23 protein-coding genes are annotated in these 22,262 nt (G+C 72.9%); 6 read left to right on the top strand and 17 right to left on the bottom strand.

Annotated features, from left to right (window positions below; all coding sequences use genetic code 11):
• The first annotated feature begins 130 nt into the window (after window positions 1-130).
• From C3486_RS17710 to C3486_RS17700, 3 genes are all read left to right on the top strand, one after another.
• Window positions 131-940, top strand: coding sequence for an NAD(P)-dependent oxidoreductase (locus tag C3486_RS17710; RefSeq protein WP_103833678.1), 810 nt, complete (start codon window positions 131-133; stop codon window positions 938-940).
• 124 nt (window positions 941-1,064) lie between these two features.
• Window positions 1,065-1,337, top strand: coding sequence for a GlsB/YeaQ/YmgE family stress response membrane protein (locus tag C3486_RS17705; protein WP_103833677.1), 273 nt, complete (start codon window positions 1,065-1,067; stop codon window positions 1,335-1,337).
• Window positions 1,338-1,419: 82 nt separating this feature from the next.
• Complete coding sequence (locus C3486_RS17700) at window positions 1,420-2,703, top strand: TerD family protein (RefSeq protein ID WP_103833676.1); 1,284 nt, start codon at window positions 1,420-1,422, stop codon at window positions 2,701-2,703.
• 56 nt (window positions 2,704-2,759) lie between these two features.
• Here C3486_RS17700 and C3486_RS17695 read toward each other — a convergent pair whose 3' ends face one another.
• Window positions 2,760-3,035 (bottom strand): hypothetical protein, encoded by a 276-nt coding sequence (locus C3486_RS17695; protein WP_103833675.1) that lies wholly within the window; start codon window positions 3,033-3,035, stop codon window positions 2,760-2,762.
• A 134-nt stretch (window positions 3,036-3,169) separates the two neighbouring features.
• Here C3486_RS17695 and C3486_RS17690 point away from each other — a divergent pair, with 134 nt between their 5' ends.
• A complete protein-coding gene (locus tag C3486_RS17690; RefSeq protein ID WP_103833674.1) occupies window positions 3,170-3,394 on the top strand; it encodes a winged helix-turn-helix domain-containing protein in 225 nt (74 codons plus the stop codon).
• Here C3486_RS17690 and C3486_RS17685 read toward each other — a convergent pair.
• A complete protein-coding gene (locus C3486_RS17685; protein ID WP_103833673.1) occupies window positions 3,384-4,430 on the bottom strand; it encodes an MsnO8 family LLM class oxidoreductase in 1,047 nt (348 codons plus the stop codon). The genes C3486_RS17690 and C3486_RS17685 overlap by 11 nt on opposite strands.
• Window positions 4,431-4,590: 160 nt before the next feature.
• On the opposite strand from C3486_RS17685, the gene C3486_RS17680 reads away from it, so the two are divergent.
• The gene (locus C3486_RS17680) at window positions 4,591-5,475 is read left to right on the top strand and encodes a class I SAM-dependent methyltransferase (protein WP_103833672.1); all 885 of its coding nucleotides are present in this window, start codon (window positions 4,591-4,593) and stop codon (window positions 5,473-5,475) included.
• Between the two features lie 57 nt (window positions 5,476-5,532).
• Here the strand turns inward: C3486_RS17680 and C3486_RS17675 are convergent, their stop codons facing one another.
• Together C3486_RS17675 and C3486_RS17670 are read right to left on the bottom strand one after the other, a co-directional pair.
• Window positions 5,533-6,969 (bottom strand): alkaline phosphatase PhoX, encoded by a 1,437-nt coding sequence (locus C3486_RS17675; protein WP_103833671.1) that lies wholly within the window; start codon window positions 6,967-6,969, stop codon window positions 5,533-5,535.
• A 368-nt stretch (window positions 6,970-7,337) separates the two neighbouring features.
• The gene (locus tag C3486_RS17670; RefSeq protein WP_103833670.1) at window positions 7,338-8,819 is read right to left on the bottom strand and encodes a hypothetical protein; all 1,482 of its coding nucleotides are present in this window, start codon (window positions 8,817-8,819) and stop codon (window positions 7,338-7,340) included.
• Window positions 8,820-9,050: 231 nt separating this feature from the next.
• Here C3486_RS17670 and C3486_RS17665 point away from each other — a divergent pair, with 231 nt between their 5' ends.
• A complete protein-coding gene (locus C3486_RS17665; protein ID WP_103833669.1) occupies window positions 9,051-10,880 on the top strand; it encodes an endonuclease/exonuclease/phosphatase family protein in 1,830 nt (609 codons plus the stop codon).
• A gap of 132 nt (window positions 10,881-11,012) precedes the next feature.
• Here C3486_RS17665 and C3486_RS17660 read toward each other — a convergent pair whose 3' ends face one another.
• From C3486_RS17660 to sufD, 13 genes are all read right to left on the bottom strand, one after another.
• Entirely contained in the window at window positions 11,013-11,789 is a 777-nt protein-coding gene (locus C3486_RS17660; RefSeq protein WP_103833668.1) for an EI24 domain-containing protein, read from the bottom strand.
• 75 nt (window positions 11,790-11,864) lie between these two features.
• Window positions 11,865-12,848 (bottom strand): 2,3,4,5-tetrahydropyridine-2,6-dicarboxylate N-succinyltransferase, encoded by a 984-nt coding sequence (gene dapD / locus C3486_RS17655; RefSeq protein WP_103833667.1) that lies wholly within the window; start codon window positions 12,846-12,848, stop codon window positions 11,865-11,867.
• A 43-nt stretch (window positions 12,849-12,891) separates the two neighbouring features.
• Entirely contained in the window at window positions 12,892-13,467 is a 576-nt protein-coding gene (locus tag C3486_RS17650) for a TetR/AcrR family transcriptional regulator (RefSeq protein ID WP_181138586.1), read from the bottom strand.
• Entirely contained in the window at window positions 13,467-13,787 is a 321-nt protein-coding gene (locus C3486_RS17645) for a multidrug efflux SMR transporter (RefSeq protein ID WP_103833666.1), read from the bottom strand. The genes C3486_RS17650 and C3486_RS17645 overlap by 1 nt, the downstream gene beginning before the upstream one ends.
• 67 nt (window positions 13,788-13,854) lie before the next feature.
• Window positions 13,855-14,250 (bottom strand): hypothetical protein, encoded by a 396-nt coding sequence (locus C3486_RS17640; protein ID WP_146075010.1) that lies wholly within the window; start codon window positions 14,248-14,250, stop codon window positions 13,855-13,857.
• Window positions 14,251-14,280: 30 nt separating this feature from the next.
• Window positions 14,281-14,736 carry a hypothetical protein gene (locus C3486_RS17635; RefSeq protein ID WP_103833664.1) on the bottom strand — a complete coding sequence of 152 codons (456 nt, stop codon included), beginning with the start codon at window positions 14,734-14,736 and terminating at the stop codon, window positions 14,281-14,283.
• Window positions 14,737-14,847: 111 nt separating this feature from the next.
• Window positions 14,848-17,712: a LuxR family transcriptional regulator gene (locus C3486_RS17630; protein ID WP_103833663.1), complete on the bottom strand. Its 2,865-nt coding sequence runs from the start codon at window positions 17,710-17,712 to the stop codon at window positions 14,848-14,850.
• A gap of 98 nt (window positions 17,713-17,810) precedes the next feature.
• A complete protein-coding gene (locus C3486_RS17625) occupies window positions 17,811-18,173 on the bottom strand; it encodes a metal-sulfur cluster assembly factor (RefSeq protein ID WP_103833662.1) in 363 nt (120 codons plus the stop codon).
• Window positions 18,170-18,628: a Fe-S cluster assembly sulfur transfer protein SufU gene (sufU, locus tag C3486_RS17620; RefSeq protein ID WP_052868330.1), complete on the bottom strand. Its 459-nt coding sequence runs from the start codon at window positions 18,626-18,628 to the stop codon at window positions 18,170-18,172. The genes C3486_RS17625 and sufU overlap by 4 nt, the downstream gene beginning before the upstream one ends.
• 20 nt (window positions 18,629-18,648) lie before the next feature.
• Entirely contained in the window at window positions 18,649-19,905 is a 1,257-nt protein-coding gene (locus C3486_RS17615; RefSeq protein ID WP_103833661.1) for a cysteine desulfurase, read from the bottom strand.
• A complete protein-coding gene (sufC, locus tag C3486_RS17610; protein ID WP_052868332.1) occupies window positions 19,902-20,666 on the bottom strand; it encodes a Fe-S cluster assembly ATPase SufC in 765 nt (254 codons plus the stop codon). The genes C3486_RS17615 and sufC overlap by 4 nt, the downstream gene beginning before the upstream one ends.
• 7 nt (window positions 20,667-20,673) lie before the next feature.
• Window positions 20,674-20,997 carry a bifunctional 3-phenylpropionate/cinnamic acid dioxygenase ferredoxin subunit gene (locus C3486_RS17605; RefSeq protein ID WP_030619174.1) on the bottom strand — a complete coding sequence of 108 codons (324 nt, stop codon included), beginning with the start codon at window positions 20,995-20,997 and terminating at the stop codon, window positions 20,674-20,676.
• The gene (sufD, locus tag C3486_RS17600; protein WP_103833660.1) at window positions 20,994-22,175 is read right to left on the bottom strand and encodes a Fe-S cluster assembly protein SufD; all 1,182 of its coding nucleotides are present in this window, start codon (window positions 22,173-22,175) and stop codon (window positions 20,994-20,996) included. Before sufD ends, C3486_RS17605 begins: the two co-directional genes overlap by 4 nt.
• Window positions 22,176-22,262: the final 87 nt, after the last annotated feature.

The raw sequence follows: 22,262 nt of genomic DNA, 5'->3' as shown, positions 1-22,262 counted from the left end.
GGGGACGCATTCATAGCCGTTGTCCATGTGCATGAACGCGATGACGCTAAGACAGCCCGTACGGCGGGTCAAGAGCACTTCCGCGTACACCATCTTGACCACGACACCGCTCTTCTTTACGTTGACCGCCATGACCGCACCCCGCACCGTTCTGCTGACCGGCGCAGCCGGCGGCCTCGGCACCCTGATGCGCGAACTGCTGCCCCCGTACGGCTACGAACTGCGGCTCTTCGACCGGCTGCCCATCGAGGGCGAGCCGGACGCGATCGTCGCCGACCTCGCCGACCGGGACGCGCTCCGCAAGGCCGTGCAGGGCGTCGACGCGGTGATCCACCTCGCGGGCATCTCCCTGGAGTCCTCCTTCGAGAAGATCCTCGCGGCGAACATCGAGGGCACGTACCACCTCTACGAAGCGGCCCGCGAGGCCGGCGTGCGGCGGATCGTCTTCGCCTCCTCCAACCACGCCGTCGGCTTCACCCCGCGCCCCGCGGACGGCTCCGCCGCGATCCCGGTGAACACCCCGCGCCGCCCCGACACCTTCTACGGCCTCTCCAAGGGCTTCGGCGAGGACCTGGCCTCGCTCTACTGGGACCTGCACGGCATCGAGACCGTCTCGGTCCGCATCGGGTCCTGCTTCCCGCGGCCCACGTCGGTGCGGATGCTCTCGATCTGGATGAGCCCGGCCGACGGCGCCCGGCTGCTGCACGCCGCGCTCACCGCCAAGGACGTCGGCCACACCGTCGTCTACGGTTCCTCCGCCAACACCCGCCTGTGGTGGGACCTCAGCAGCGCCCGCGCACTCGGGTACGAGCCGCAGGACGACTCCGAGGAGTACGCCGCCGGACTCCTCGCCGAACAGGGCGAGCTGGACCCGGACAACCCCGAACACGCCCACCTCGGCGGCGCCTTCTGCACGGACCCGCCCATCTGGCCGCACTGAGCGCCCCGTGGCGGGCCGGCAGGCGGCCTGCCTCGGACGATGGTGGTATACGGCACGGAACTCCGGGCAGTCTCCTCGCGTCCTTGAAGACGTAACAACCCCTGCAGGAACGAGGAACACCATCATGGGCATCGTCAGCTGGCTCGTACTGGGCCTGGTCGCCGGCGTCATCGCCAAGGTGCTGCTGCCCGGACGGGACCCGGGCGGCATCGTCGGCACCACGCTGACCGGCATCGTGGGCTCCTTCGTGGGCGGCTGGCTCTCCACCAAGCTGCTCGACCGCCCGATACCGAAGGACTTCTTCGAACCGTCGATGTGGGTCGCCTCCATCGCCGGCGCCCTGGTACTGCTGATCATCTACCGGCTGCTCTTCGGCAACTCCCGCGAGCGGCACTGAGGCTCCTGCGGCGTGCGCGGGGTTCTCGCGCCGGTAATGGAACCGTAAAGCGGCGCCGGTCGTTACCCCTGACATGACCGCTATGACTCCTGGCTCGAATCTCCCGCTCTCCGCGGCGCGGGTGGCGGTGGACGTCACCGCTCCCGTGCGGCTGGACGTCTCGGGCCTGCTGCTGACCGCCGACGGCAAGGTCCGCTCGGACGAGGACTTCGTCTTCTACAACCAGCCGAGCGGCCCCGGCGTCACCCACACGGCGGGCGCGGGCGGCAGCGGCGACACCATCACGGTGGACACCGCGGCCGTGCCGGCCGGCATCGAGAAGGTCGTCGTCACGGCCAGCCTGGACGCACCGGGCGCCACCTTCGCGGGCACGGAGCCCACGGCGACGGTCCGCAGCGCCGACGACGGCCAGGTGATCGCCACGTTCACCCCGCCGCAGCTGGGCCCCGAGACCGCCCTCGTGGTGGTCGAGGTCTACCGCCGCAACGGCGCCTGGAAGGTCCGCGCGGTCGGCCAGGGCTACGCCAACGGGCTGGCCGGCATCGCCACCGACTTCGGGGTCACCGTCGAGGAGCCCGCCGCGCCCGCCGCCGCCCCCGTCCAGCCGCAGCAGCCCGCCACTCCGCCCGCGCCGCCGCACCCCGGCGCCCCGGCCGCCGGCCAGTGGGGCCCGCCCACCGGCGCGCCCGCCCCGCTCGCCCCGCCGACCGCCGTCCCCGGCGCGCCCGGCGCCATGGGCACGCCCGCGCCCCCGCCCCCTGCGCCGCAGGCCCCCGCTCCCGGCGCGGGGAAGATCAACCTCGACAAGGGCCGGGTCAGCCTCCAGAAGAACCAGACCGTCTCCCTGGTCAAGGGCGGCCGCCCGCTGCTCTCCTCGGTCCGGATGGGCCTCGGCTGGGAGCCCGCGTTCCGCGGCCGGAGCGTCGACCTGGACGCCTCGGTCATCGCGTACGGCCCGGACCGCAAGAAGATCGACAACTGCTTCTTCGGCAAGCTGGCGATCCTCAACGGCGCGATCCAGCACTCCGGGGACAACCTCACGGGCGAGGGCGCCGGCGACGACGAGTCGATCACGGTCCACCTCGGCGGCCTCCCCCCGGAGGTCACCGGCCTGGTCTTCACGGTGAACAGCTTCTCGGGCCAGAAGTTCACCGACGTCGCCAAGGCGTACTGCCGCCTGCTGGACGCGCAGTCCGGCGAGGAGCTGGTCCGCTTCGACCTCACCGGCTCGGAGAAGCGCACGGGCGTGCTGATGGCCAAGCTGATCCGGCAGTACAGCGGCGAGTGGGAGATGACGGCGCTCGGCGAGTTCGTCGACTCCCGCACGGTCCGCGGCATGGTCAAGCCGGGCGCCCAGGCGCTCTGACGCACGCACCGGGGCGGCGGGCCGTCCCCGCCGCCCCGGTCCGGCCTGCCCGCCCGCTACGCCTCCGCGTCGAGCAGCCGCTCCGCCCGCAGGTCGGCGACCAGGGCCGCGTCCTCGACCGCACGGGCGAGGTACCAGACCGCGCCGCGCAGCTCCACCCCACCGGCCGCCGGATCATCGGCCAGCGCCCGCCCCCGCGAGGCGTCCGCCCTGGCCACCCCCAGCATCTCCGCCTCCACGGCATCCGCCAGCTCGTTCACGAACCCGTCCCCCGGCGCGACGTAAGCCGCCCGCCCGTCATCGCTCCACGGCAGTCGTCGTAGGCTCTCCACGTCTTCGCTCCTTCACAGCGAGGGCCATGCCCCCGGGCCGGTCGCACGGTCGCGGGGGCTCTTCCGCCGCCGAGGTTACGCGGTTTCGCGGTTTCGCGGTAGCTCGCTGCCGCGGATCCGCGCACGCTGTAGGTATGGACCTTGATCGCTCTGTGCCCGTGTGGCCCCAAGTGGCCGCTGACCTTCGACGTCGCCTCGATGCCGGGGAATGGGCTCCCGGCGAACGGTTCCCGGGCACGGTTGCGCTGGCCGCCGAGTACCGCATCACTCAGTCAACGGTCCAGAAGGCCATCGTCCAGCTCCGCAAGGAGGGCCGTATCCACACGGTCCTGGGCGCCGGCAGCTACGTCACGGACTGAGCGACGCCACCGGCTCGGCCGCGCCGTCCAGTCCCGCCACCCTCGCCAGCCGGCGGTAGGAGTCCAGCTGAGCCGCGCGGTCGTACGTGCTCGTGGTGATCAGCAGCTCGTCGGCGGCCGTGGTGGCGAAGAGGTCGGTGAGGGCCGCGCGGATCTCGGGTTCCGTGCCGTGGAGCTGGTCCTGCAGGGCCGCCTCGTAGAACTGGCGCTCCTTGGGCGTCATGATGGCCTCGCGGGCGCGCACGGCCTCGGCCGGTTCCAGTGGCGGGAAGACGCCGCGCGTGCGGGAGTACGCCATGGCCCAGGCTTCCGGGAGCAGCAGCATCCGGGCCTCCTCCGTGGTGGCGGCCACCGCGACGGTCGTGGAGACGACGACGTACGGGCGCTCCCACAGCGCGGAGGGCCGGAAGGCGGCCCGGTACCGCTCGATCGCCTCCCGCATCCGCTCCCGGCCGCGCACCTCGCCGATGACGAGGGCCAGCCCTGCCTCGGCCGCGATGTCCGCGCCCGCGCCGGTGGCCAGGACGAACGCGGGGACGGTCAGCCCCTCGGCCGGCCGCGCGTGCACCCCCGGATGCACCGTCTGGGTACCGGTGAACCAGCCGGTCAGCTCGGCCAGCTGCGCGCCGAAGTCCGCCGTGGCCTCCTTGCCGGTGCCCAGCGCGCGCCGGACGCCGTCCGTGAAGCCGACCGAGCGGCCCAGGCCCATGTCGATCCGGCCGGGGAAGAGCGAGGCCAGCACGCCGAACTGCTCGGCGACGACCAGTGGCCGGTGGTTGGGCAGCATGACCCCGCCCGTACCGACCCGGATGCGGTCGGTGGCGGCGGCGACGGCCGCGGCGAGCACGGTGGGCGCCGAGCCGGCCACGCCGGGCACGCCGTGGTGCTCGGACACCCAGAAGCGGTGGTAGCCGAGCCGCTCCGCCTCCCGCGCGAAGGCCACCGTCTCCTGGAGTGCTTCGGCCTCCGGCCGTCCCGCTCTGGTGCGGGACCGGTCGAGGACCGAGAATCGTGGGGCCGCTGTCGTCGAGTTCACGTGTCGTACAACGTTTCCCGCCGCTGAGGATTCCGGACGGGGGCGGGCTACCGCCTGGCAGGCGGCCCGCCGCCGCAGCCACCGCACCCGCCGCACTCCGACCGCCCGCCGCCGCAGCCACCGCACTCCGACCGCCCGCCGCCGTACGCGAGGAGCCCGGATGTCTCCCGACCAGCCGCCACCGCCCGCCGACTCCCCCGCCGCCCATGGGCCCGGCCCCGGGCCCGGCCCCGGCTCCGTTCCCGGGCCCGTGGCCGAGATCTACGGGGAGTTCGACCTCAGCCACGTCCCCGCCTTCGCGGGCGGGTTCATCAACTTCGGGTACTGGGCGGACGCGCCGGCCGACCGCCCGCTGACCGAAGCCGACCGGATCGCCACGGAGAAGGAGCTGTACCGGCTGGTGCTGCGTACTTTCGGCCGTACGGAGGGCCGGGACGCCGTCGAGGTCGGCTGCGGGCTGGGCCTCGGCTCGGCGCTCGCGCTGGAGGAGTACGGCTTCGGGTCGGTCACCGGCCTGGACGTCCATCCGGACCAGGTCGCGCGGGCCCGGGAGCGGAACGCCGGCGCGCGGGCCGCGCACCCGGGGCGGCTGGCCTACCGGCGCGGCGCCGCCGAGCGGATGCCGCTGCCCGACGCCTCGGTGGACTGCCTGTTCTCGGTCGAGGCGGCCCAGCACTTCCCCGACGTACCCGGCTTCGCGCGCGAGGCGGCGCGGGTGCTGCGCGCGGGCGGCCGGCTGGCCCTGACGACGTTCTTCGCCACCGGCCGGGAGGCCGCCCGCGCGCTGCCCGGACTGCTGCCCACCTACGCCGACGGCCTGGACCTCCCCCACGTGGCGGACGAGGTCGCCGCCGCGCTGGCGGGGGCCGGGCTGTCGGCCGTGCGGATCCGGACGATCGGGGAGTCGGTGTGGGTCGCGTACGACCGGTACCTCGGCCAGGTCCCCGAGCTGCGCGACCTGTGGCCGCGCAGGTTCCTGACCGCGTACGAGAAGGGGCTGCTGGACTACTACGTGCTCACCGCCGACCGGCCGGGCTCCCCCTGATACCGCCGGGCTCCCCTTGACCGGCTGGGCACCCGACCCGGCCGGTCCGGCGGTGGCTCAGCCCTGCCGCCGCCAGGGGCCGGTGATCGCGAGCATGATGCCCGGCTCCTGGATGTTGGCGAACAGCGTCTTGCCGTCGGGCGAGAAGACCGGCCCCGTGAACTCGCTGTACTCCGGCTCCTCCGCGGTGCCGATGTTCAGCTCGTTGCGCGCGACCGGGTAGGTGCGGCCGTCCTCGGTGGCGCCGAAGAGGTGCTGCACGCCCTCGCCGTCCTCGGCGATGATCAGCCCGCCGTACGGCGAGACGCTGATGTTGTCGGGGCCGTCGAACGCGCCGTCCTTCTCCGGGGCCGGGTTGACGCCGAAGCGGACCTTGAGGGTCAGCGTGCGGCGGGCCGGGTTGTAGAACCACACCTGGCCGTCGTGCTGGACCGGGCTCTCCTCGCGGGCGAAGGAGGAGACGACGTACACGCCGCCGTCCGCCCACCACATGCCCTCCAGCTTGCGGGCGCGGGTGACCTGGCCGTCCTTGAACTGCTTGCGGACCGAAGTGGTGCGGGCGTCCCGGTCGGGCACCTCGACCCAGTCCACGCCGTAGACCGTGCCCGGCTCGGTGGCGCGGGAGAGGTCGTCGACGAAGCGGCCGCCGGAGTCGAAGCACTTGAAGGCGGACAGCACGCCGGCGTCGTCGGCGAGGGTGCGCAGCTTGCCGCGGCCGTGCTGGAAGCCGTGCGGCGGGGTCCAGCGGTAGAACAGGCCGTTCGGGCCGGAGGCGTCCTCGGTGAGGTAGAGGTGGCCGCGCTTGGGGTCGACGACGACGGCCTCGTGGGCGTACCGGCCGAGCGCCTTGACCGGCTTCGGGTCGCGCGCGGCGCGCTCGTCGTGCGGGTCGACCTCGAAGACGTAGCCGTGGTCCTTGGTCATGCCGTTCTGGCCGGCCTTGTCCTCGGTCTCCTCGCAGGTCAGCCAGGTGTCCCAGGGGGTACGGCCGCCGGCGCAGTTGGTCGAGGTACCGGCGATGCCGACCCGCTCGGTGACGTGCTCGCCGTCCTTGGAGACCTCCACGACGGTGCAGCCGCCGGACGCCGCCGGGTCGTAGACCAGGCCCTTGATGAGCGGGACCGGGTGCGGCCACTTGGCGCGGGGGCCGCCGAGCTCGTGATTGTTGACGAGCAGCGTCGTGCCGCGCGGGCCCGCGAAGGTGGCGGTGCCGTCGTGGTTGGAGGGGGTGGACTCGCCGCTCTCCAGCTTGGTGACGCCGGTACGCGTGATGATCTTGTAGCTGAAGCCGGCGGGCAGCGCCAGGATGCCCTTCGGGTCGTCGATCAGCGGGCCGTACCCGAGGCGGGCGGTGTCCTGCCCGGCGGGGACGTGCCGGGCCTCCTCACCGACGGCGCCGGGCGCGGTGGCGAGCACTCCCACGCTGCCGGCCAGCGCCACGCCGGCGCCGGTGAAGGCGGATCGCTTGGTGAAGTCTCTGCGGGTGAGCGGCATTGTCATCTCCTGGACGGCCGGAACCTGGTCCCCTGTGTGTGCGCCGCACACGTTCCCGTGCGCCGCCGAATTCCAGTTGAACGGGACACGACGTCCAGAAACCGTTTCTCCCGAGGCGGCAGCGGGCCCGACGGAGCGGGCCGCGCCCGGCGCGGAGGCGGCCACGGCCGTGCCGGGCGCCGCGTGCCCCGGCGCCCGTTCCCGTACGAAGAAGCCGGAGGCCGCGCTGGCGCCCCGCCCCCACGGAGCGGGCCGCGCCCGGCGCCCCGTACCCCGGCGCCCCGCCCCGCCTTACGAAAGCGGCCCGCCGCCCGTACGCGCGACGGCGTGCGGGCGGCGGGCCGACGGGCCGGCGAGCCGACGGGGTGTCAGGCGCCTGCCTTGGAGCGGGCCTTGAAGGCCGCCTTGCGGGCCTCCTTCGCCGCCTTCTTGTCCGGGTGCAGCCGGCCCATGGCCTCCAGGACGTCGGCGGTCGCCGGGTGGTCCACCCGCCAGACCGCGTCGAAGAAGCCCGCGTGCTGGCCCACCAGCCCCTCGACCAGGTCCCGCAGCTCGGCCGCGTCCTCGTCGGCGGTGCCCAGCTGCGCCGCGACGGTGTCCACGGTCAGCCAGAAGATCATGTCCTGGGACGGCTCGGGAATGTCGGCGGCGCCGCGCTCGGCCAGCCACACCCGCGCGAGCCCGCCCAGCTGCCGGTCGTCCAGCACCTCGCGCAGCGCGGGCTCGGCCTCCGGGCCGACCAGCGACAGGGTCTGCTGGCAGGCGAGCCGGCGCTGCGGCGCCCGCTCGTCGTCGCCGCGCGCCGCGGAGAGCAGCTCGCGCGCCGCCGGCAGGCTCTCGCGGGCCGCGAGCCACTGCTCGGACTCGGCCTGCGCGAGGGTCTCCGGGTAGCCGGGCAGCGCGGCGAGCAGCACGTCGGCGCCCTTGTCGGCGAGGTCGCCGACGGCCGGGGCCTCGACGCCCGCGTCGAGCATCCGCGCGCGGACCGCGTACATGCCCAGCGGGGTGAGCCGCACCATGCCGTACCGGCTGACGTCCTCGTCGCCCGGCGCCTCGGCGGACCGCACGGTCTCGCCGTCCTCGTCCAGCTCCTCGATGAGCGCCTCGTCCACCGGCCGGTACGCGACCAGCCCGATCGGCTCCAGGATCCGGAACTGGTCGTCCAGGCGCATCATCGCCTCGGAGACCTCTTCCAGGATGTCGTCGGTGGGCTCGTCCATGTCGGCCGGGACGATCATCGAGGCGGCGAGGGCCGGCAGCGGGACGCTCTGCTCGGGGTCCTCGGCCAGCGCGCAGAGCATGTAGAGGTTGCCGAGGATGCCGTCCAGCAGCTCGGCCTCGTCCTCGGGGTTCCAGTCGATGGCGTCCAGGTCCAGCTCGCCGCCCTCGGCGATCTGCTCCACGATGTCGCCGAGGTCGGGCGCGGCCGCGTCGGCCAGCACGGTCTCCATGCCGCCGAGCCAGATGGCCAGCACGTCCTGCGGGGTGCCCTGGGTCAGCAGGCGCAGTTCCTCGCCGGGGGTGGCGGTGCCGGCCGGGGCGCCGTCGGGCAGGTCCTCGTCGTCGTCCGCGTGCTCCTCGATCTCGACCAGGCCGGTGTCCACGGCCAGCTGCCAGGCCTCGGCGGCGTAGCCGGTGCCGTCCTCGTCGACGGCCAGGCCGAGGTGGGTCGCGGCCTCGGCGAGCTGTTCCTCGAGGAGGTCGCCGCCGACGCCGACCGGTACCTCCCGCTCGGCCCAGCGGGCGAGCTTCGCCGCCCGTGCGAAGAGGGGGGCGCTCAGCGCGTCCCTGGCCAGCTCCGCTTCGGGGTGCAGCCGCACCGGGGGAAGGGTGGGGCGCTCGTCGGACATCTAGGGTTCAGCTCCTCGGGCGGACTACGGCTGGTGCGACGCCAAGCGTAGACGGAATCGTGACGATCCCGGGCGGTTCACCGGCCCGCCCGCCGCCGGCCACCGGGTGAGCCTTGACAACTTCCCGGCACACGCAAGAGATTGACGCGCGTAGCGGACCGTCCTCCGATACGCCGTTCCGCCCTCTTCACCTCGCTCCTCCCTCCTTTCCCCACATGACCGGAGGCCACCATGCCGTCCCGCCGCACGATCCGCAGACCGCTCACGCTCGCCTCGGCCGCCGCCGCGGCGCTCGCCGCCGGGCTGCTCACCGTCCCGCAGTCCGCCGCAGCGGCCGACACCCGGATCCACGACATCCAGGGCAGTACCCGGATATCCCCGCTGGCGGGGAAGCAGGTCACGGGCGTGCCCGGGGTGGTCACGGCCGTACGCGCCTTCGGGTCGGCGCGCGGCTTCTGGTTCCAGGACCCGCACCCCGACCGCGACCCCGCGACCAGCGAGGCCGTCTTCGTCTTCACCGGGAAGCAGACGCCCGGCGTCGCGGTGGGCGACGCGGTGGAGGTGGCCGGCACGGTCAGTGAGTACTATCCCGGCGGCAAGGACGCGGGGGCGCAGTCCGTCACCGAGATCACTGGCGCGAAATGGACGGTGATGTCGGCGAAGAATCGTCTCCCCGAAACGTTCCGGCTGACCCCGGCGTCCGTGCCGAATCGATACGCCCCGGACAACGGCGGCAAGGACATCGAGCCGCTGAAGCTCCGGCCCGGCTCCTACGCGCTGGACCGCTACGAGTCGCTGGAGGGCATGCGGGTCGCGGTCTCCGACGCGCCGGTCGTCGGCCCGACGAACTCGTACCACGAGCTGTGGGTGACCGCCGAGCCCAAGCACCACCGCACCGCACGCGGCGGCACGCTCTACTCCTCGTACGCCGACCCGAACCCGGGCCGGCTCAAGGTCACCTCGCTGATCCCGTTCGCCGAGCGGCCGTTCCCGGTCGCCGACGTCGGCGACGCGCTGACCGGCACCACCGCGGGCCCGCTGGACTACGACGACTTCGGCGGCTACACGATCGAGGCCACCGACCTGGGCACGCTCGCCGACCACGGGCCGGACCGCGAGACCACCCGCAAGCAGTCCGGGAACGAGCTGTCGGTGGCCACGTACAACGTGGAGAACCTCTCGCCGAAGACCGCGCAGGCCAAGTACGGCCGGCTGGCCGAGGCGCTGGTGAAGAACCTCGCCTCGCCCGACGTCGTCGCCCTGGAGGAGGTCCAGGACGACAACGGGTCCACGGACAACGGGGTGGTGACCGCGGGCGTCACGCTCAAGAAGCTCACCGACGCCATCGCCGAGGCGGGCGGCCCGGCGTACAAGTGGGCGCAGATCGACCCGGAGAACGACCAGGACGGCGGCCAGCCGGGCGGCAACATCCGCGTCGCGTTCCTCTACAACCCCGAGCGGGTCTCGTTCACCGACACCCCCGGCGGCGACGCGACGACCCCGGTGAAGGTCGAGAAGAAGGACGGGCAGGCGGCCCTCTCCGCCTCCCCCGGCCGCATCGACCCGGCCAACCCGGCCTGGAAGGACAGCCGCAAGCCGCTCGCCGGCCAGTTCACCTTCCGCGGCAAGCGGGTCTTCGTGGTCGCCAACCACTTCAACTCCAAGGGCGGCGACCAGGGGCTGGACAGCCGTTTCCAGCCGCCGGCCCGCTCCTCGGAGACGCAGCGCACCGCACAGGCCGAGGCCGTGCACGGCTTCGTGAAGGACGTGCTCGCCGTGGACCCGAAGGCGGCCGTGATCGTCGCGGGCGACCTGAACGACTACCAGTTCTCCCCGGCGCTGAAGAAGCTCACCGCGGGCGGCGTCCTCACCGACCAGGTGAACCGGCTGCCGAAGGCCGAGCGGTACGGCTACGTCTACAACGGCAACTCCCAGGCGCTGGACCACATGCTGACCAGCCCGGCCCTGACCCGTACCGACTACGACATCGTCCACCTCAACGCGGAGTTCGCCGACCAGGCCAGCGACCACGACCCGCAGGTGCTGCGCGTGGCGCCGTAGGCGCCTGATATCCGGCGGGGTCGCGTCCCGGGCGGTTCGGAAGTCCGCCCGGCGCGGCACCGTCGTGGTTGCTCGCGCCCACGCGGCGGAGCCGCACATCGGCACGGCCCCGCGCCCCTGACGGGGCGCGGTCTACGCCGGCTCTGCAGCGGCCTCACCCGGGGCCGGGTCCGGCTCCGCCACCAGGTCCCGTACCAGCAGCGTCGCGCCCGCGACCGCGCCCGGCATCAGGACCACGGCGATGAACGGGATCAGGAAGAGCAGCACGAGCGGGGTGCCGAAGCCGACGGCGAGCAGCTTGCGGCCGCGCAGCAGCCGCAGCCGCTCGCGCACGGGTATCCCGCGGCGCTGCATGGCCACGGAGGTCAGCTCGACGGTGAGGAAGAAGCCGGAGACGCAGAAGCCGAGGGCCGGGATCACGGTCTGGCCGATGACCGGCACGAAGCCGAGGAGGAAGAAGAGCAGTCCGAAGCCGGCGGCGCGCAGCAGCACGTACACGCTGTCCTTCAGCGCGATCCATATCTCCGCCCAGAGGGAGCGGTCCGGCCCCTCCGGGCAGTCGCCCTCCGACTGCTCGACCTTCTCGGACAGCGATTCGTAGAAGGGGTCGCCGATCAGCAGCGTCACGGCGGTGAAGGTGAGCACGGCCAGCAGCAGCCCGCCGCCGAAGAGCAGGGCGACGAAGATCCCGCGCAGCAGCCCCTGCCAGGGCGAGCCCCAGTCGTCGGCGAAGGGCGTCGCCCAGGCCGCGATGTCGTCCGTCCAGAAGGCGAAGACGGTCAGCACCGCGGCGTACAGCACCAGCGCGATGAGCGCGGGGATCAGCCCGAACCCCCACCACCTGCCGTGCTGTGCGACCCAGCGCTGCCCCTTCCCCAAGTACCCCACACCGGCTGCAAGATCACGCATAGGAGAACCCTAGCCGGTGCCACTGACAGTGACGGGCGGTCCGTACGGACCGCCCGTCGTCTGCCGCGGGACCGCTCAGTTGTGGTGCAGCACGTCGTTCAGGCCGCCCCACTCCGCGTTGTTCGGGCGGGCCTCCACCACGCCGGTGGTGGAGTTGCGGCGGAAGAGGATGTTGTCGGCGCCGGACAGCTCGGCGGCCTTGACGATCTGCCCGTCGGGCATCGTCACGCGGGTGCCGGCGGTGATGTACAGGCCCGCCTCGACCACGCACTCGTTGCCCAGCGCGATGCCGACACCGGCCTCCGCGCCGACCAGGCTGCGCTCGCCGATGCGGATGCGCTCCTTGCCGCCGCCGGAGAGGGTGCCCATGGTGGACGCGCCGCCGCCGATGTCCGAGCCGTCGCCGACGACGACGCCCTGGCTGATGCGGCCCTCGACCATGGAGGTGCCGAGCGTGCCGGCGTTGAAGTTGACGAAGCCCTCGTGCATGACGGTGGTGCCGGCCGCGAGGTGCGCGCCCAGGCGGACCCGGTCGGCGTCGGCGATGCGGACGCCCGCCGGGGCGACGTAGTCCGTCATCCGCGGGAACTTGTCGACGCCGTACACGGCGAGGTGCAGGCCCTCGGCGCGGGCGTTGAGCCGCACGGTCTCCAGCTCGTCCACGGCCACCGGGCCGAGCGAGGTCCACGCGACGTTCGCCATCAGGCCGAAGATGCCGTCGAGGTTCTGGCCGTTCGGCTGGACCAGGCGGTGGCTGAGCAGGTGCAGGCGCAGGTAGACGTCGTGCGCGTCGAGCGGCTTGTCGTCCAGGGAGGAGATGACCGTGCGTACGGCCACGATCTCCACGCCGCGGCGGGCGTCGGGGCCGAGCGCCTTGGGCGCGGCCGCGCCGAGCAGTTCGGCGGCGCGCTCGGCGGTCAGCCGCTCGGTGCCGGCCGGGCCGGGCTCGGCGACGAGCTCGGGCGCCGGGAACCAGGTGTCCAGGACGGTGCCGTCGGAGGCGACGGTGGCGAGTCCGGCGGCGACGGCGCCGGTCGTACGGGAGGTTGCTTCGGTCATGCGGAAAACCTAACCGGCGCGCCCCCGGCCTGGCGAACCGGTCTCAGCCGTCAGACGCGCGCGGCCGCTCCCCGGGCTCCTCGCCGACCACCCGCGCCACCTCGGCCCGCACCGTGTCCCGGTCGAAGGGCCGGCCGGTGAGCAGCAGCTGCAGCAGCAGCCCGTCGATCAGCGCGCCGAGCACGCGGGCCGTGCCGGGGTCGGTGTACCGGGCGAGCACCTCCAGGGTGCTGTCCAGCCACTCGGCGGCCACCGGGCTCAGCGCGGGCCGCCGCAGCGCCGCGAGGTACAGCTCGTACTCCATCCGCACGCGGCCGCTGCGGCTCTCGTCCATGTAGGCGGCGAGCAGGTCGGCGATCCGGTCCGCGAGCGGCCCGGCCCGGTCCAGGTACGCGGTCCATCCCTCCACCGCGGTGCCGGACTCGCCGCACACCTGCCGCAGCGCGGCCACCAGCAGGTCGTCCAGGGACGCGAAGTGGTACGTGGTGGACCCCAGCGGCACGTCCGCCTCGGCCGCCACCGCCCGGTGGCTGAGCGCCCCGATGCCACGCTCCTCGGCCACCCGGATCGCCGCGTCGATGATCCGCTGCCGCCGCTCGGGGTCGTACCGCCGCGGCATCAGTGGGCCCCGCCGAGGTTCAGCACGACCACGCCCACGATGATCAGCGCGATCCCGATGAGCCGCGCCGCGTTCGCCGCCTCCCCGAGGAACAGCATCCCGATGGCCGCGATCACCGCCGTCCCGGCCCCGGACCAGATCGCGTACGTGGTCCCCACGCTCATGGTCTTCAGCGTCTGCGCGAGCAGCACGAACGCGATCAGGTACCCGGCCGCGGTCCCCAGCGAGGGCCACAGCTTCGTGAACCCGTCGCTGTACTTCATCGCCGTGGTGGCCAGCACCTCCACCAGAATCGCGGCACCCAGCGTCACATATGCCATACGTACGAGCGTACACAACGATGCGTACGACCGTACATACCGTGGCGCCCGGTCCCGCTCTCGCCGCTCACTCCCACACCTGGACCAGGACCACCACCGCCTCGGCCGCCTCGGCCAGCGGACGCACCAGCGCGGTACGTCCGCCGCGCGTGACCACCGCGAGCCAGCGCTCCAGGGGACGCACCGGCGCCATGCCGGGCGTCGCCGGGAACGCTGCGGCCAGCAGCTTCCGCGCCGTGCCCGCGTCCGGTGGAGCCACCCCGGCGCCCAGGTCCACGAAGCGGCCCGATGCCACCTGGATCCGTCCTCGGTACATCCGCAGATCGTCCTCGACCGCGCTCACCCCGGGCGGCACCCGGTCCAGCGCGTACCCGTGCCAACCGCCGCCCTCGCCCGTGGGCAGCCATATCTCGCCCCGCCACCGCACCCGCGGGCCGCGGGCGGCAGCTGTCCTGCGCCACATCGTTGCTCCCTCCGCAGTGCCCCGGTCCGCTCAGCCCGCGGTGCCGGCGGGCTCACCCGGCGGCACGGCCCGGTGCCCCGGCTCCGGCCATCCCCCGTCGAGGCCGCAGTTCTCCGCCAGGTCGGCGGCGACCGCGCGTGCCAGGTCGCGGAACTCGGCGAGCATGGCTGCCGGTCCGCCGTCGCCGGCGCGCTCGGCGCGGCTGCGCGCCCCCTCCAGCGCCATGGCGCTCTCGGCGTAGCGGGACCGCGCCGAGAACAGCAGCCCCTCCGCCGCGTCCAGCCCGGCCAGCAGGTACAAGGCCCTCGCCGCGGTCCCGGAACAGGTCTCGGGCGCGGTGTCGGCCGTACGGAGCAGCCGCTCCAGATACCACCGGGCCACCGCCGCGTCATGCCTGCCGACGGCCTCCAGGGCTTTCCGGTACGTGTCCTCCTCCCACCCCGCCCGTGCGTCGCGAGCCGCTGGTCCCCACCGCAGGTACCGCATGAGGGTCCTCCTTCTCCCCGGTCGTCCCTCCGGAGCACTTACTCGGAGCATGCGGAACGGCCGGCCTCGCGTCGATTACCGACCCCCCTCTACCCTTAAGCGGACACCCGGTCAGGTCGGGCCGATGTCCGGCCAGGGCAGGCCGCGCAGCGTTTCCCGGGTGACGCCGAGCGTGGCGTAGATCTGCCGCAGGTGCGCGCTGACGGTGTGCAGCGAGATGACGAGGACGCGGGCGATCTCACGGTTGGTCAGCCCCGCCGCGGCCAGCGCCCCCACCTCGCACTGCCGCCCGGTCAGCCCCTCCAGGCCCGGGACGATCGGCGTGCGGTCCCGGCCGCCCGCCAGCCGCCGCGCGGCGCGGGCGCGCTCGGCGAGCTTCTCGGCGCCGGCCCGGCAGGCCGTCGCGCGGGCCCGCCACAGCGTGTCCCGGGCCTCCTCCTTCCGCCCGGCCCGGCGCAGCGCGTCCCCGTACTCGGTCAGCGTCCGGGCCTGTCCGTAGGTGTCGGCCGTACCGCCCAGCAGCTCGGCCGCCTCGGCCAGCAGCCGCAGCCCCTCCTCGCCGCCGTACGCGAGCCCGGCCCGGACCAGCGTTTCCCCGGTCGCAGCGGGCACACCGAACGCGCGGGCCCGCCGCACCGCCTCCTCGGCCTTCTCCTGTGCGGCCGGCCGGTCGAACTCCGCCAGGGCCTGGGCGAGCAGCGGCTGCCACGGGCACACCGCGGGGTTGACCGCGAGACGGGCACGCTGCCGCTGCTCCGCCGCGGTCAGCAGCTCCACGGCCTCAGCCGTCCGGCCCTGTTCGATACGCAGCTCCGCCAGCACGCACCGCGGCGCGGGCAGCACGACCGTGGCGGGGAACGGCTCGGTGAAGCGTTCGCGTTCGCTCAGGTCGGCCGCCTCGGCCGACTTGCCGCGGGCCAGCAGCACGCTGAGCGCGGTGCTCAGCGCGTACCACCGGGCGTGCGACATGGGCCGCAGCCCCTCCGCGATGCGCAGGGCACGCTCGCTCTCGCCCTGGGCGGCGGCCAGCCGCCCGGTGCGCAGCAGGACCATGGCGCGCAGGGCGAGGGCGAGCGCCAGGTGGCCTCCGCACCAGCGCCGGGCCCGCAGTTCGGCGATGCCCTCGTCCAGGATCCGTTCGGCGCTCCGCACCTGGCCGCAGTAGAAGTACACCAGCGCGGTCAGGACGCCGCAGTCGAAGTCCCCCTTGTCGCCGGTCCACCCCGGCCGCACACGGGTGCCCAGCCGCACCGCCCGCAGCGCGACGCCCACCGGATCGCCGCGCAGGGTGGCGTACCAGGCCCGCAGGACCAGCAGGCGACGGTGCTCTGCAGTGTCCCCGGTGAGCCGGTCGGTGATGGTCCCGAGCAGCCGGTGCTGCCGGGCGGCGTCCGGCTCGTCCTCCCAGTAGGCGCTCCACAGGAAGCCCTCGGCGAGCAGCCGCAGCCGGCTGTCCGGACGCGTGGCCCGCTCGGACTCCCGCTGCAGCATGCGGACCGCCTGGGGCAGCCGGTCCTCGTGGGCGAGGGCCTTGGCCAGCAGCCGCACCGCCGCCTCGCGCGGCCGGCCGTCGGCCAGTGCGGCCTGCAGGTGGGCTGCCGACCGCCGGGTGTCGACGGGGTAGGTCGCCACCCCGCGTTCGTAGTGCAGGTCGCCGCGAAGCTCGGGCGGCGGCGGTTCGGCCTGGGCGCGGGCCAGCAGCCGGTCGGCGTCCTCGGGGGCGCCGGCGGCCAGGCTCTGGGCGGCCGCCTCCCGAAGCTGCTCGACGGCCCACGTCGAGCCGTCCGGCGGCGCGGCGAGCAGGTGCACGGCGGCCACTTCGGGGCCGAGTCCGGCGTCGGCGAGCAGCACGGCGGCCCGCGCGTGCAGCCGGCCGCGCAGGCCCTGCGGTATGGCGCCGTACACGGCGTCGGCGAACGGCGGGTGGACGAACGCCGGCTGGTCAGGGGCCAGCAGCAGCGCGTCGCGCAGCCGGTCCAGACTGGCGGCGGCCCGGTCGGGGGTGAGCCCGGCCAGCCGCCCGACCAGGGCGGGCGTAGCGTGCGGGCCGAGCACCGCGAGCGCGCGGGCGGTCCGGAGGTGTACCGCACCGAGCCGGTCGAGCAGTGGCAGCAGTCCCTGCCCGATGGCGGTCCGGGCGTGATCGCCGATGAGGGGAGCGTCCCGGGCGACCGGCCGTACCCCGTCGGCGGCGGCCCTGCGGCAGGTGTCGACGACGTTGAACGGCACCCCGCCGGTGGCCCGGTACAGCGTGCTGCTGAACGCGGTGTCGGGCGGTTCCCGCAGCAGTGCCTCGGCCAGCGTGCGGACCGCGGAGAACTCCAGCGGGCGCAGGGGCATGCGTACGGCGGCGGGCAGCCCGGCCAGCTCGGTGAGCGGGCGATGGCTGCGCGACGGCTCCTCCGTGCGGCGCGCGAGGACGGCGAGCAGCGGCCGGCCCGGCTGCTGCCGGATCAGCCGGTGAAGCCAGTCCAGGGTGTACGGATCGGCCCAGTGCGCATCGTCCAACAACAGGACCAGGGGGCCGTGCAGTTGCTCGACACCGGCCGCGATGCCGTCCCAGGCGTCCAGCACCACGGACCGCTCCAGCGGCGCGAGCACGCTGTTGACACCGCGGTCGACCAGCCGCTCCTGCGGTTCCAGGCCGAGGAGGCGACGCTCCAGCGGCCGCAGCTCCAGGGTCCGCGCGTCCGGGAGGAACCACTGCCGCGCCATGAGATAGGCCCGGTCGCTGTGCGGGAAGCCGACAGCGTCGAGCGGGGTGAGGCCCAGCTGCCGGGCCTGTCGCCGCACCACGTCCAGGAGGGTCGTCTTGCCCATGCCGGAGCTGCCCTCCAGCAGCAGGGGGCCGTGCCGCGCGCTGGGGTCGGCAGCGAAGGCACGCAGTGTCTTCCGGATCGTGCGTTGTTCGGCCCGGCGGTCCAGCAGCGGAGTCTGGGCGGCGGAGTCGCGCGGACCGGCGTCGTCAGCCGTCATCGGCCCGCCGTCCTCGTGCCCGTGAAAAAGCCAGTGGGGCACTACTCAGCGTAGTACCCCACTGGCTCATCGTGCGCGGTCCGGCCGCCGGGAAAACGTCAGACGTTGAACCCCAGCGCGCGCAGCTGCTCGCGGCCGTCGTCGGTGATCTTGTCGGGGCCCCACGGGGGCATCCAGACCCAGTTGATCCGGAGCTCGTTGACGATGCCGTCCGTGGCGGACTTCGCCTGGTCCTCGATGACGTCGGTCAGCGGGCAGGCCGCCGAGGTGAGCGTCATGTCGATGGTGGCGATGTTGGCGTCGTCGACGTGGATGCCGTAGACGAGGCCGAGGTTGACCACGTCGATGCCCAGCTCGGGGTCGACGACGTCGTAGAGGGCCTCGCGGACCTCCTCCTCGGTGGCCGGCTTCAGGGCGGCTGCCCCGGCCGGCGCCTCGGTGGCGCTTGCGTTCTCGGTCATGCGGTCTTCGCCTCCTCGGAGAGGGCCTTGGCGGTCGCGTCCTTCCACGCCATCCAGGACAGGAGGGCGCACTTGACGCGGGCGGGGTACTTCGAGACGCCGGCGAACGCGACGGCGTCCTCCAGCACCTCCTCCATGGCGTCGTCGGGCTCGATCTGGCCCTTGGACTGCATCAGCTCCAGGAAGGTCTCCTGGATCTTCTGCGCCTCGCCGAGCTCCTTCCCGACCAGGAGTTCATTGAGGACGGACGCGGAGGCCTGGCTGATGGAGCAGCCCTGGCCTTCGTAGGACACGTCCTCAATGGTCGCGCCGTCCAGGCGGACGCGCAGGGTGATCTCGTCACCGCAGGTCGGGTTGACGTGGTGCACCTCGGCGTCGCCGTCCCGCAAGCCCCGGCCGTGCGGGTGCTTGTAGTGGTCCAGGATGACGTCCTGGTACATGGAATCCAGCTTCACGGGTCAGTCAGTCCTCGTCCTCATCCGAAGAAATTACGGACGTGCTCCAGGCCGGCGACCAGGGCGTCGACCTCGGCCGGGGTGGAGTACAGATAGAACGACGCTCGTGTCGTCGCAGGAATTCCGTACCGCAGGCAGACCGGGCGGGCGCAGTGGTGGCCGACCCGGACCGCGATGCCCTCCTCGTCGAGCACCTGCCCCACGTCGTGCGGGTGGATGTCGCCGAGCGTGAAGGAGATCGCGGCGCCCCGGTCCTCGGCCGTGGTGGGGCCGATGATCCGCAGGTCCGGGACCTCCAGCAGCCGCTTGACGGCGTACTCGGTGAGCGCGTGCTCGTGCTCGGCGATCCGCTCCATGCCGATGGAGTTGAGGTAGTCCACCGCGGCGCCGAGGCCGACGGCCTGGGCGATCGGGGGCGTACCGGCCTCGAACTTGTGCGGCGCCGGGGCGTACGTGGAGGAGTTCATCGAGACGGTCTCGATCATCTCGCCGCCACCGAGGAACGGCGGCAGGTCCTCCAGCAGCTCCTGGCGGCCCCACAGCACGCCGATGCCGGTCGGACCGCACATCTTGTGGCCGGTGAAGGCCACGAAGTCGGCCTGGAGCGCCTGGACGTCCAGCGGCATGTGCGGCGCGGCCTGCGAGGCGTCGAAGACGACCAGCGCGCCGACGTCCTGCGCCTTGCGGACGATCGTCTCGACGGGGTTGACCGTGCCCATGAGGTTGGACACCAGGGTCAGGGAGACGACCTTGGTCTTCTCCGTGATGATCTCGTCGATGTTGGAGAGGTCGAGCCGGCCGTCCTCGGTCAGCCCGAACCACTTCAGCTTCGCGCCCGTGCGCTGCGAGAGCAGCTGCCACGGCACGATGTTGGAGTGGTGCTCCATCTCCGTGATGACGATCTCGGTCTCGTGGTCCACGCGGTAGGGCTCATCGGCCCAGCCGAGCATGTTCGCCACGAGGTTGAGCGACTCCGAGGCGTTCTTGGTGAAGATCACCTCGTCGCGGCTCGGTGCGTTGATGAACTCGGCGACCTTGTCGCGAGCACCTTCGTACAGCGCCGTGGCCTCCTCGGCGAGCACGTGCACGCCGCGGTGGACATTGGCGTTGTAGCGTTCGTAGTACTCGCTCAGCACGTCGATGACCTGGCTGGGCGTCTGCGAGGTCGCGGCGCTGTCCAGGTAGACGAGCTTCTTCCCCTCGTGGACCTCGCGGCCCAGGATCGGGAAGTCCTTACGGATCGCCTCTGTGTCGAGGAGGCCCGGCAGCTGTGTCACGCGGTAGCGCCACCCTTCACGTACGCCTCGTAGCCCTCGGCCTCCAGCTTGTCCGCCAGCTCCGGGCCACCGGACTCGGCGATCCGGCCGTTGGCGAACACGTGGACGTGGTCGGGCTTGATGTAACGGAGGATCCGCGTGTAGTGGGTGATCAGCAGGGTGCCGACCTCACCGGACTCGCGGACCCGGTTCACGCCCTCGGAGACGATGCGCAGCGCGTCGACGTCCAGGCCGGAGTCGGTCTCGTCGAGGATCGCGATCTTCGGCTTGAGCAGCTCCAGCTGGAGGATCTCGTGGCGCTTCTTCTCACCGCCGGAGAAGCCCTCGTTGACGTTGCGCTCGGCGAACGCCGGGTCCATCGAGAGGCGCTCCATGGCCTCCTTGACCTCCTTGACCCACGTCCGCAGCTTGGGGGCCTCGCCGCGGACGGCGGTGGCGGAGGTGCGCAGGAAGTTGGAGACGGAGACGCCGGGGACCTCGACCGGGTACTGCATGGCGAGGAAGACGCCGGCGCGGGCACGCTCGTCGACGGACATCTCGAGGACGTCCTCGCCGTCGAGGGTGACGGTGCCGCCGGTGATCGTGTACTTGGGGTGACCCGCGAGCGAGTACGCGAGGGTGGACTTGCCGGAGCCGTTGGGGCCCATGATGGCGTGCGTCTCGCCCTGCTTCACGGTCAGGTCGACGCCCTTCAGGATCTCGCGCGGGCCGTTCTCGGCCTCGACGGAGACGTGCAGGTCGTGAATCTCAAGCGTTGCCATGGGGAACTCAGGACTCCTGGGTGACGGAGACGAGCACGTCGTCCCCTTCGATCTTTACGGGGTACACGGGGACGGGCTGCGTCGCGGGAAGGCCGGACGGCTTGCCGGTGCGGAGGTCGAAGCTGGAGCCGTGCAGCCAGCATTCGATGGAGCAGTCCTCCACCTCGCCCTCCGAGAGGGAGACGTTCGCGTGCGAGCAGATGTCGTTGATCGCGAACACCTCGCCCTCGGTACGGACGACCGAGACCGGGGTGCCGTCGAGCTCGACCCGCTTGGGGGTGTCCTCTTCGAGCTCGCTCAGCCCACAGGCTCGTACGAAGTTGGGTGTCATGCCACCGACGCTTCCAGTTCGGCCTCGATCTTGGCGATGAGGCGCTCCTCGACGTCCGGGAGGCCGATCTGCTGGACCAGCTCGGCGAAGAAGCCGCGGACCACCAGGCGGCGGGCCTCCTCGGCGGGGATGCCGCGGGCCATCAGGTAGAACAGCTGCTCGTCGTCGAAGCGGCCGGTCGCCGAGGCGTGGCCCGCGCCGACGATCTCGCCGGTCTCGATCTCCAGGTTCGGCACCGAGTCCACCCGCGCGCCGTCCGTGAGGACCAGGTTGCGGTTGAGCTCGTAGGTGTCCGTGCCGGTCGCCGCGGCGCGGATGAGGACGTCGCCGATCCAGACGGCGTGCGCGTCCTCGCCCTGGAGGGCGCCCTTGTAGACCACGTTGGAGCGGCAGTTGGTCGCCTCGTGGTCGACGAAGAGGCGGTGCTCCTGGTGCTGGCCGTTGTCGGTGAAGTACAGGCCGTAGAACTCGGCCTCACCGCCGGGACCGGCGTAGGTGACGCGCGGGTTCAGCCGGACCAGGTCACCGCCGAAGGTGACGATCACGGACTTGAAGGAGGCGTCCCGGCCGACCAGGGCGTTGTGCTGGCCCGCGTGGACCGCGCTGTCGTCCCAGTCCTGGACGGAGACGACGGTCAGCTTGGCGCCGTCGCCGAGGAGGTAGTCGACGTTGGCGGCGAGCGTGGCGTCACCGGTGTGGTCGATGACGACGACGGCCTCGGCGAAGGCTCCCAGCTCGATGACCTGGTGGCCGTAGGCCACCCCGCCCTCGCCGCGCACGGCGATGCGGATCGGCTCGTCGAGCACGGTCTCCTTGGGCACGGAGACGACGGACGCCTTCTCGAAGGAGCTGTAGGCCTGCGCGGCGACCCGGTCGATGGGCTTGCCGGCCTTGCCGACGCGAGCGTCGTCGCGGCCCACGGCCTCGACCGTCACGCCCTCCGGCGCGTTGATCTCGACCGAGATGCCGCCGGTGGCGGTGGCGGTGCCGTCGTGGAGGCCCTTCAGGCGCTCCAGCGGCGTGAAGCGCCACTCCTCCTCGCGGCCGTGCGGCACGGGGAAGTCCGCCACGTCGTAGGACGGCGGGGCGCTCATCCGGGTGGCGACGGTGGACTCCGCGGCCACCGCGATCGAGCCCGCGGTGGTGGAGCCCGCGGGGATGTTCTGAGCCTCAGCCATGGCTGTCGTAGTGCTCGCTTTCTGGATCAAGAATTTTGCTGCGGCGGGGGTGGGCCGGGTCCGTGGACCCGGCCCCCGGACGGCTCG

The organism is Streptomyces sp. Ru73, from assembly GCF_002920575.1.
Taxonomy (GTDB): Bacteria; Actinomycetota; Actinomycetes; order Streptomycetales; family Streptomycetaceae; genus Streptomyces.
The sequence above is the reverse complement of the archived record's forward strand: the minus strand, read 5'-3'. Positions and strand labels throughout refer to the sequence as shown.

Excerpts from the sequence above, each read along its gene's own strand:
- C3486_RS17710 (WP_103833678.1), top strand. The coding sequence starts at position 131 with ATGACCGCACCCCGCACCGTTCTGCTGACCGGCGCAGCCGGCGGCCTC.
- C3486_RS17705 (WP_103833677.1), top strand. The coding sequence starts at position 1,065 with ATGGGCATCGTCAGCTGGCTCGTACTGGGCCTGGTCGCCGGCGTCATC.
- C3486_RS17700 (WP_103833676.1), top strand. The coding sequence starts at position 1,420 with ATGACTCCTGGCTCGAATCTCCCGCTCTCCGCGGCGCGGGTGGCGGTG.
- C3486_RS17690 (WP_103833674.1), top strand. The coding sequence starts at position 3,170 with ATGGACCTTGATCGCTCTGTGCCCGTGTGGCCCCAAGTGGCCGCTGAC.
- C3486_RS17680 (WP_103833672.1), top strand. The coding sequence starts at position 4,591 with ATGTCTCCCGACCAGCCGCCACCGCCCGCCGACTCCCCCGCCGCCCAT.
- C3486_RS17675 (WP_103833671.1), bottom strand. The coding sequence starts at position 6,969 with ATGCCGCTCACCCGCAGAGACTTCACCAAGCGATCCGCCTTCACCGGC.
- C3486_RS17670 (WP_103833670.1), bottom strand. The coding sequence starts at position 8,819 with ATGTCCGACGAGCGCCCCACCCTTCCCCCGGTGCGGCTGCACCCCGAA.
- C3486_RS17665 (WP_103833669.1), top strand. The coding sequence starts at position 9,051 with ATGCCGTCCCGCCGCACGATCCGCAGACCGCTCACGCTCGCCTCGGCC.
- C3486_RS17660 (WP_103833668.1), bottom strand. The coding sequence starts at position 11,789 with ATGCGTGATCTTGCAGCCGGTGTGGGGTACTTGGGGAAGGGGCAGCGC.
- dapD (WP_103833667.1), bottom strand. The coding sequence starts at position 12,848 with ATGACCGAAGCAACCTCCCGTACGACCGGCGCCGTCGCCGCCGGACTC.
- C3486_RS17650 (WP_181138586.1), bottom strand. The coding sequence starts at position 13,467 with ATGCCGCGGCGGTACGACCCCGAGCGGCGGCAGCGGATCATCGACGCG.
- C3486_RS17645 (WP_103833666.1), bottom strand. The coding sequence starts at position 13,787 with ATGGCATATGTGACGCTGGGTGCCGCGATTCTGGTGGAGGTGCTGGCC.
- C3486_RS17640 (WP_146075010.1), bottom strand. The coding sequence starts at position 14,250 with ATGTGGCGCAGGACAGCTGCCGCCCGCGGCCCGCGGGTGCGGTGGCGG.
- C3486_RS17635 (WP_103833664.1), bottom strand. The coding sequence starts at position 14,736 with ATGCGGTACCTGCGGTGGGGACCAGCGGCTCGCGACGCACGGGCGGGG.
- C3486_RS17630 (WP_103833663.1), bottom strand. The coding sequence starts at position 17,712 with ATGACGGCTGACGACGCCGGTCCGCGCGACTCCGCCGCCCAGACTCCG.
- C3486_RS17625 (WP_103833662.1), bottom strand. The coding sequence starts at position 18,173 with ATGACCGAGAACGCAAGCGCCACCGAGGCGCCGGCCGGGGCAGCCGCC.
- sufC (WP_052868332.1), bottom strand. The coding sequence starts at position 20,666 with ATGGCAACGCTTGAGATTCACGACCTGCACGTCTCCGTCGAGGCCGAG.
- C3486_RS17605 (WP_030619174.1), bottom strand. The coding sequence starts at position 20,997 with ATGACACCCAACTTCGTACGAGCCTGTGGGCTGAGCGAGCTCGAAGAG.
- sufD (WP_103833660.1), bottom strand. The coding sequence starts at position 22,175 with ATGGCTGAGGCTCAGAACATCCCCGCGGGCTCCACCACCGCGGGCTCG.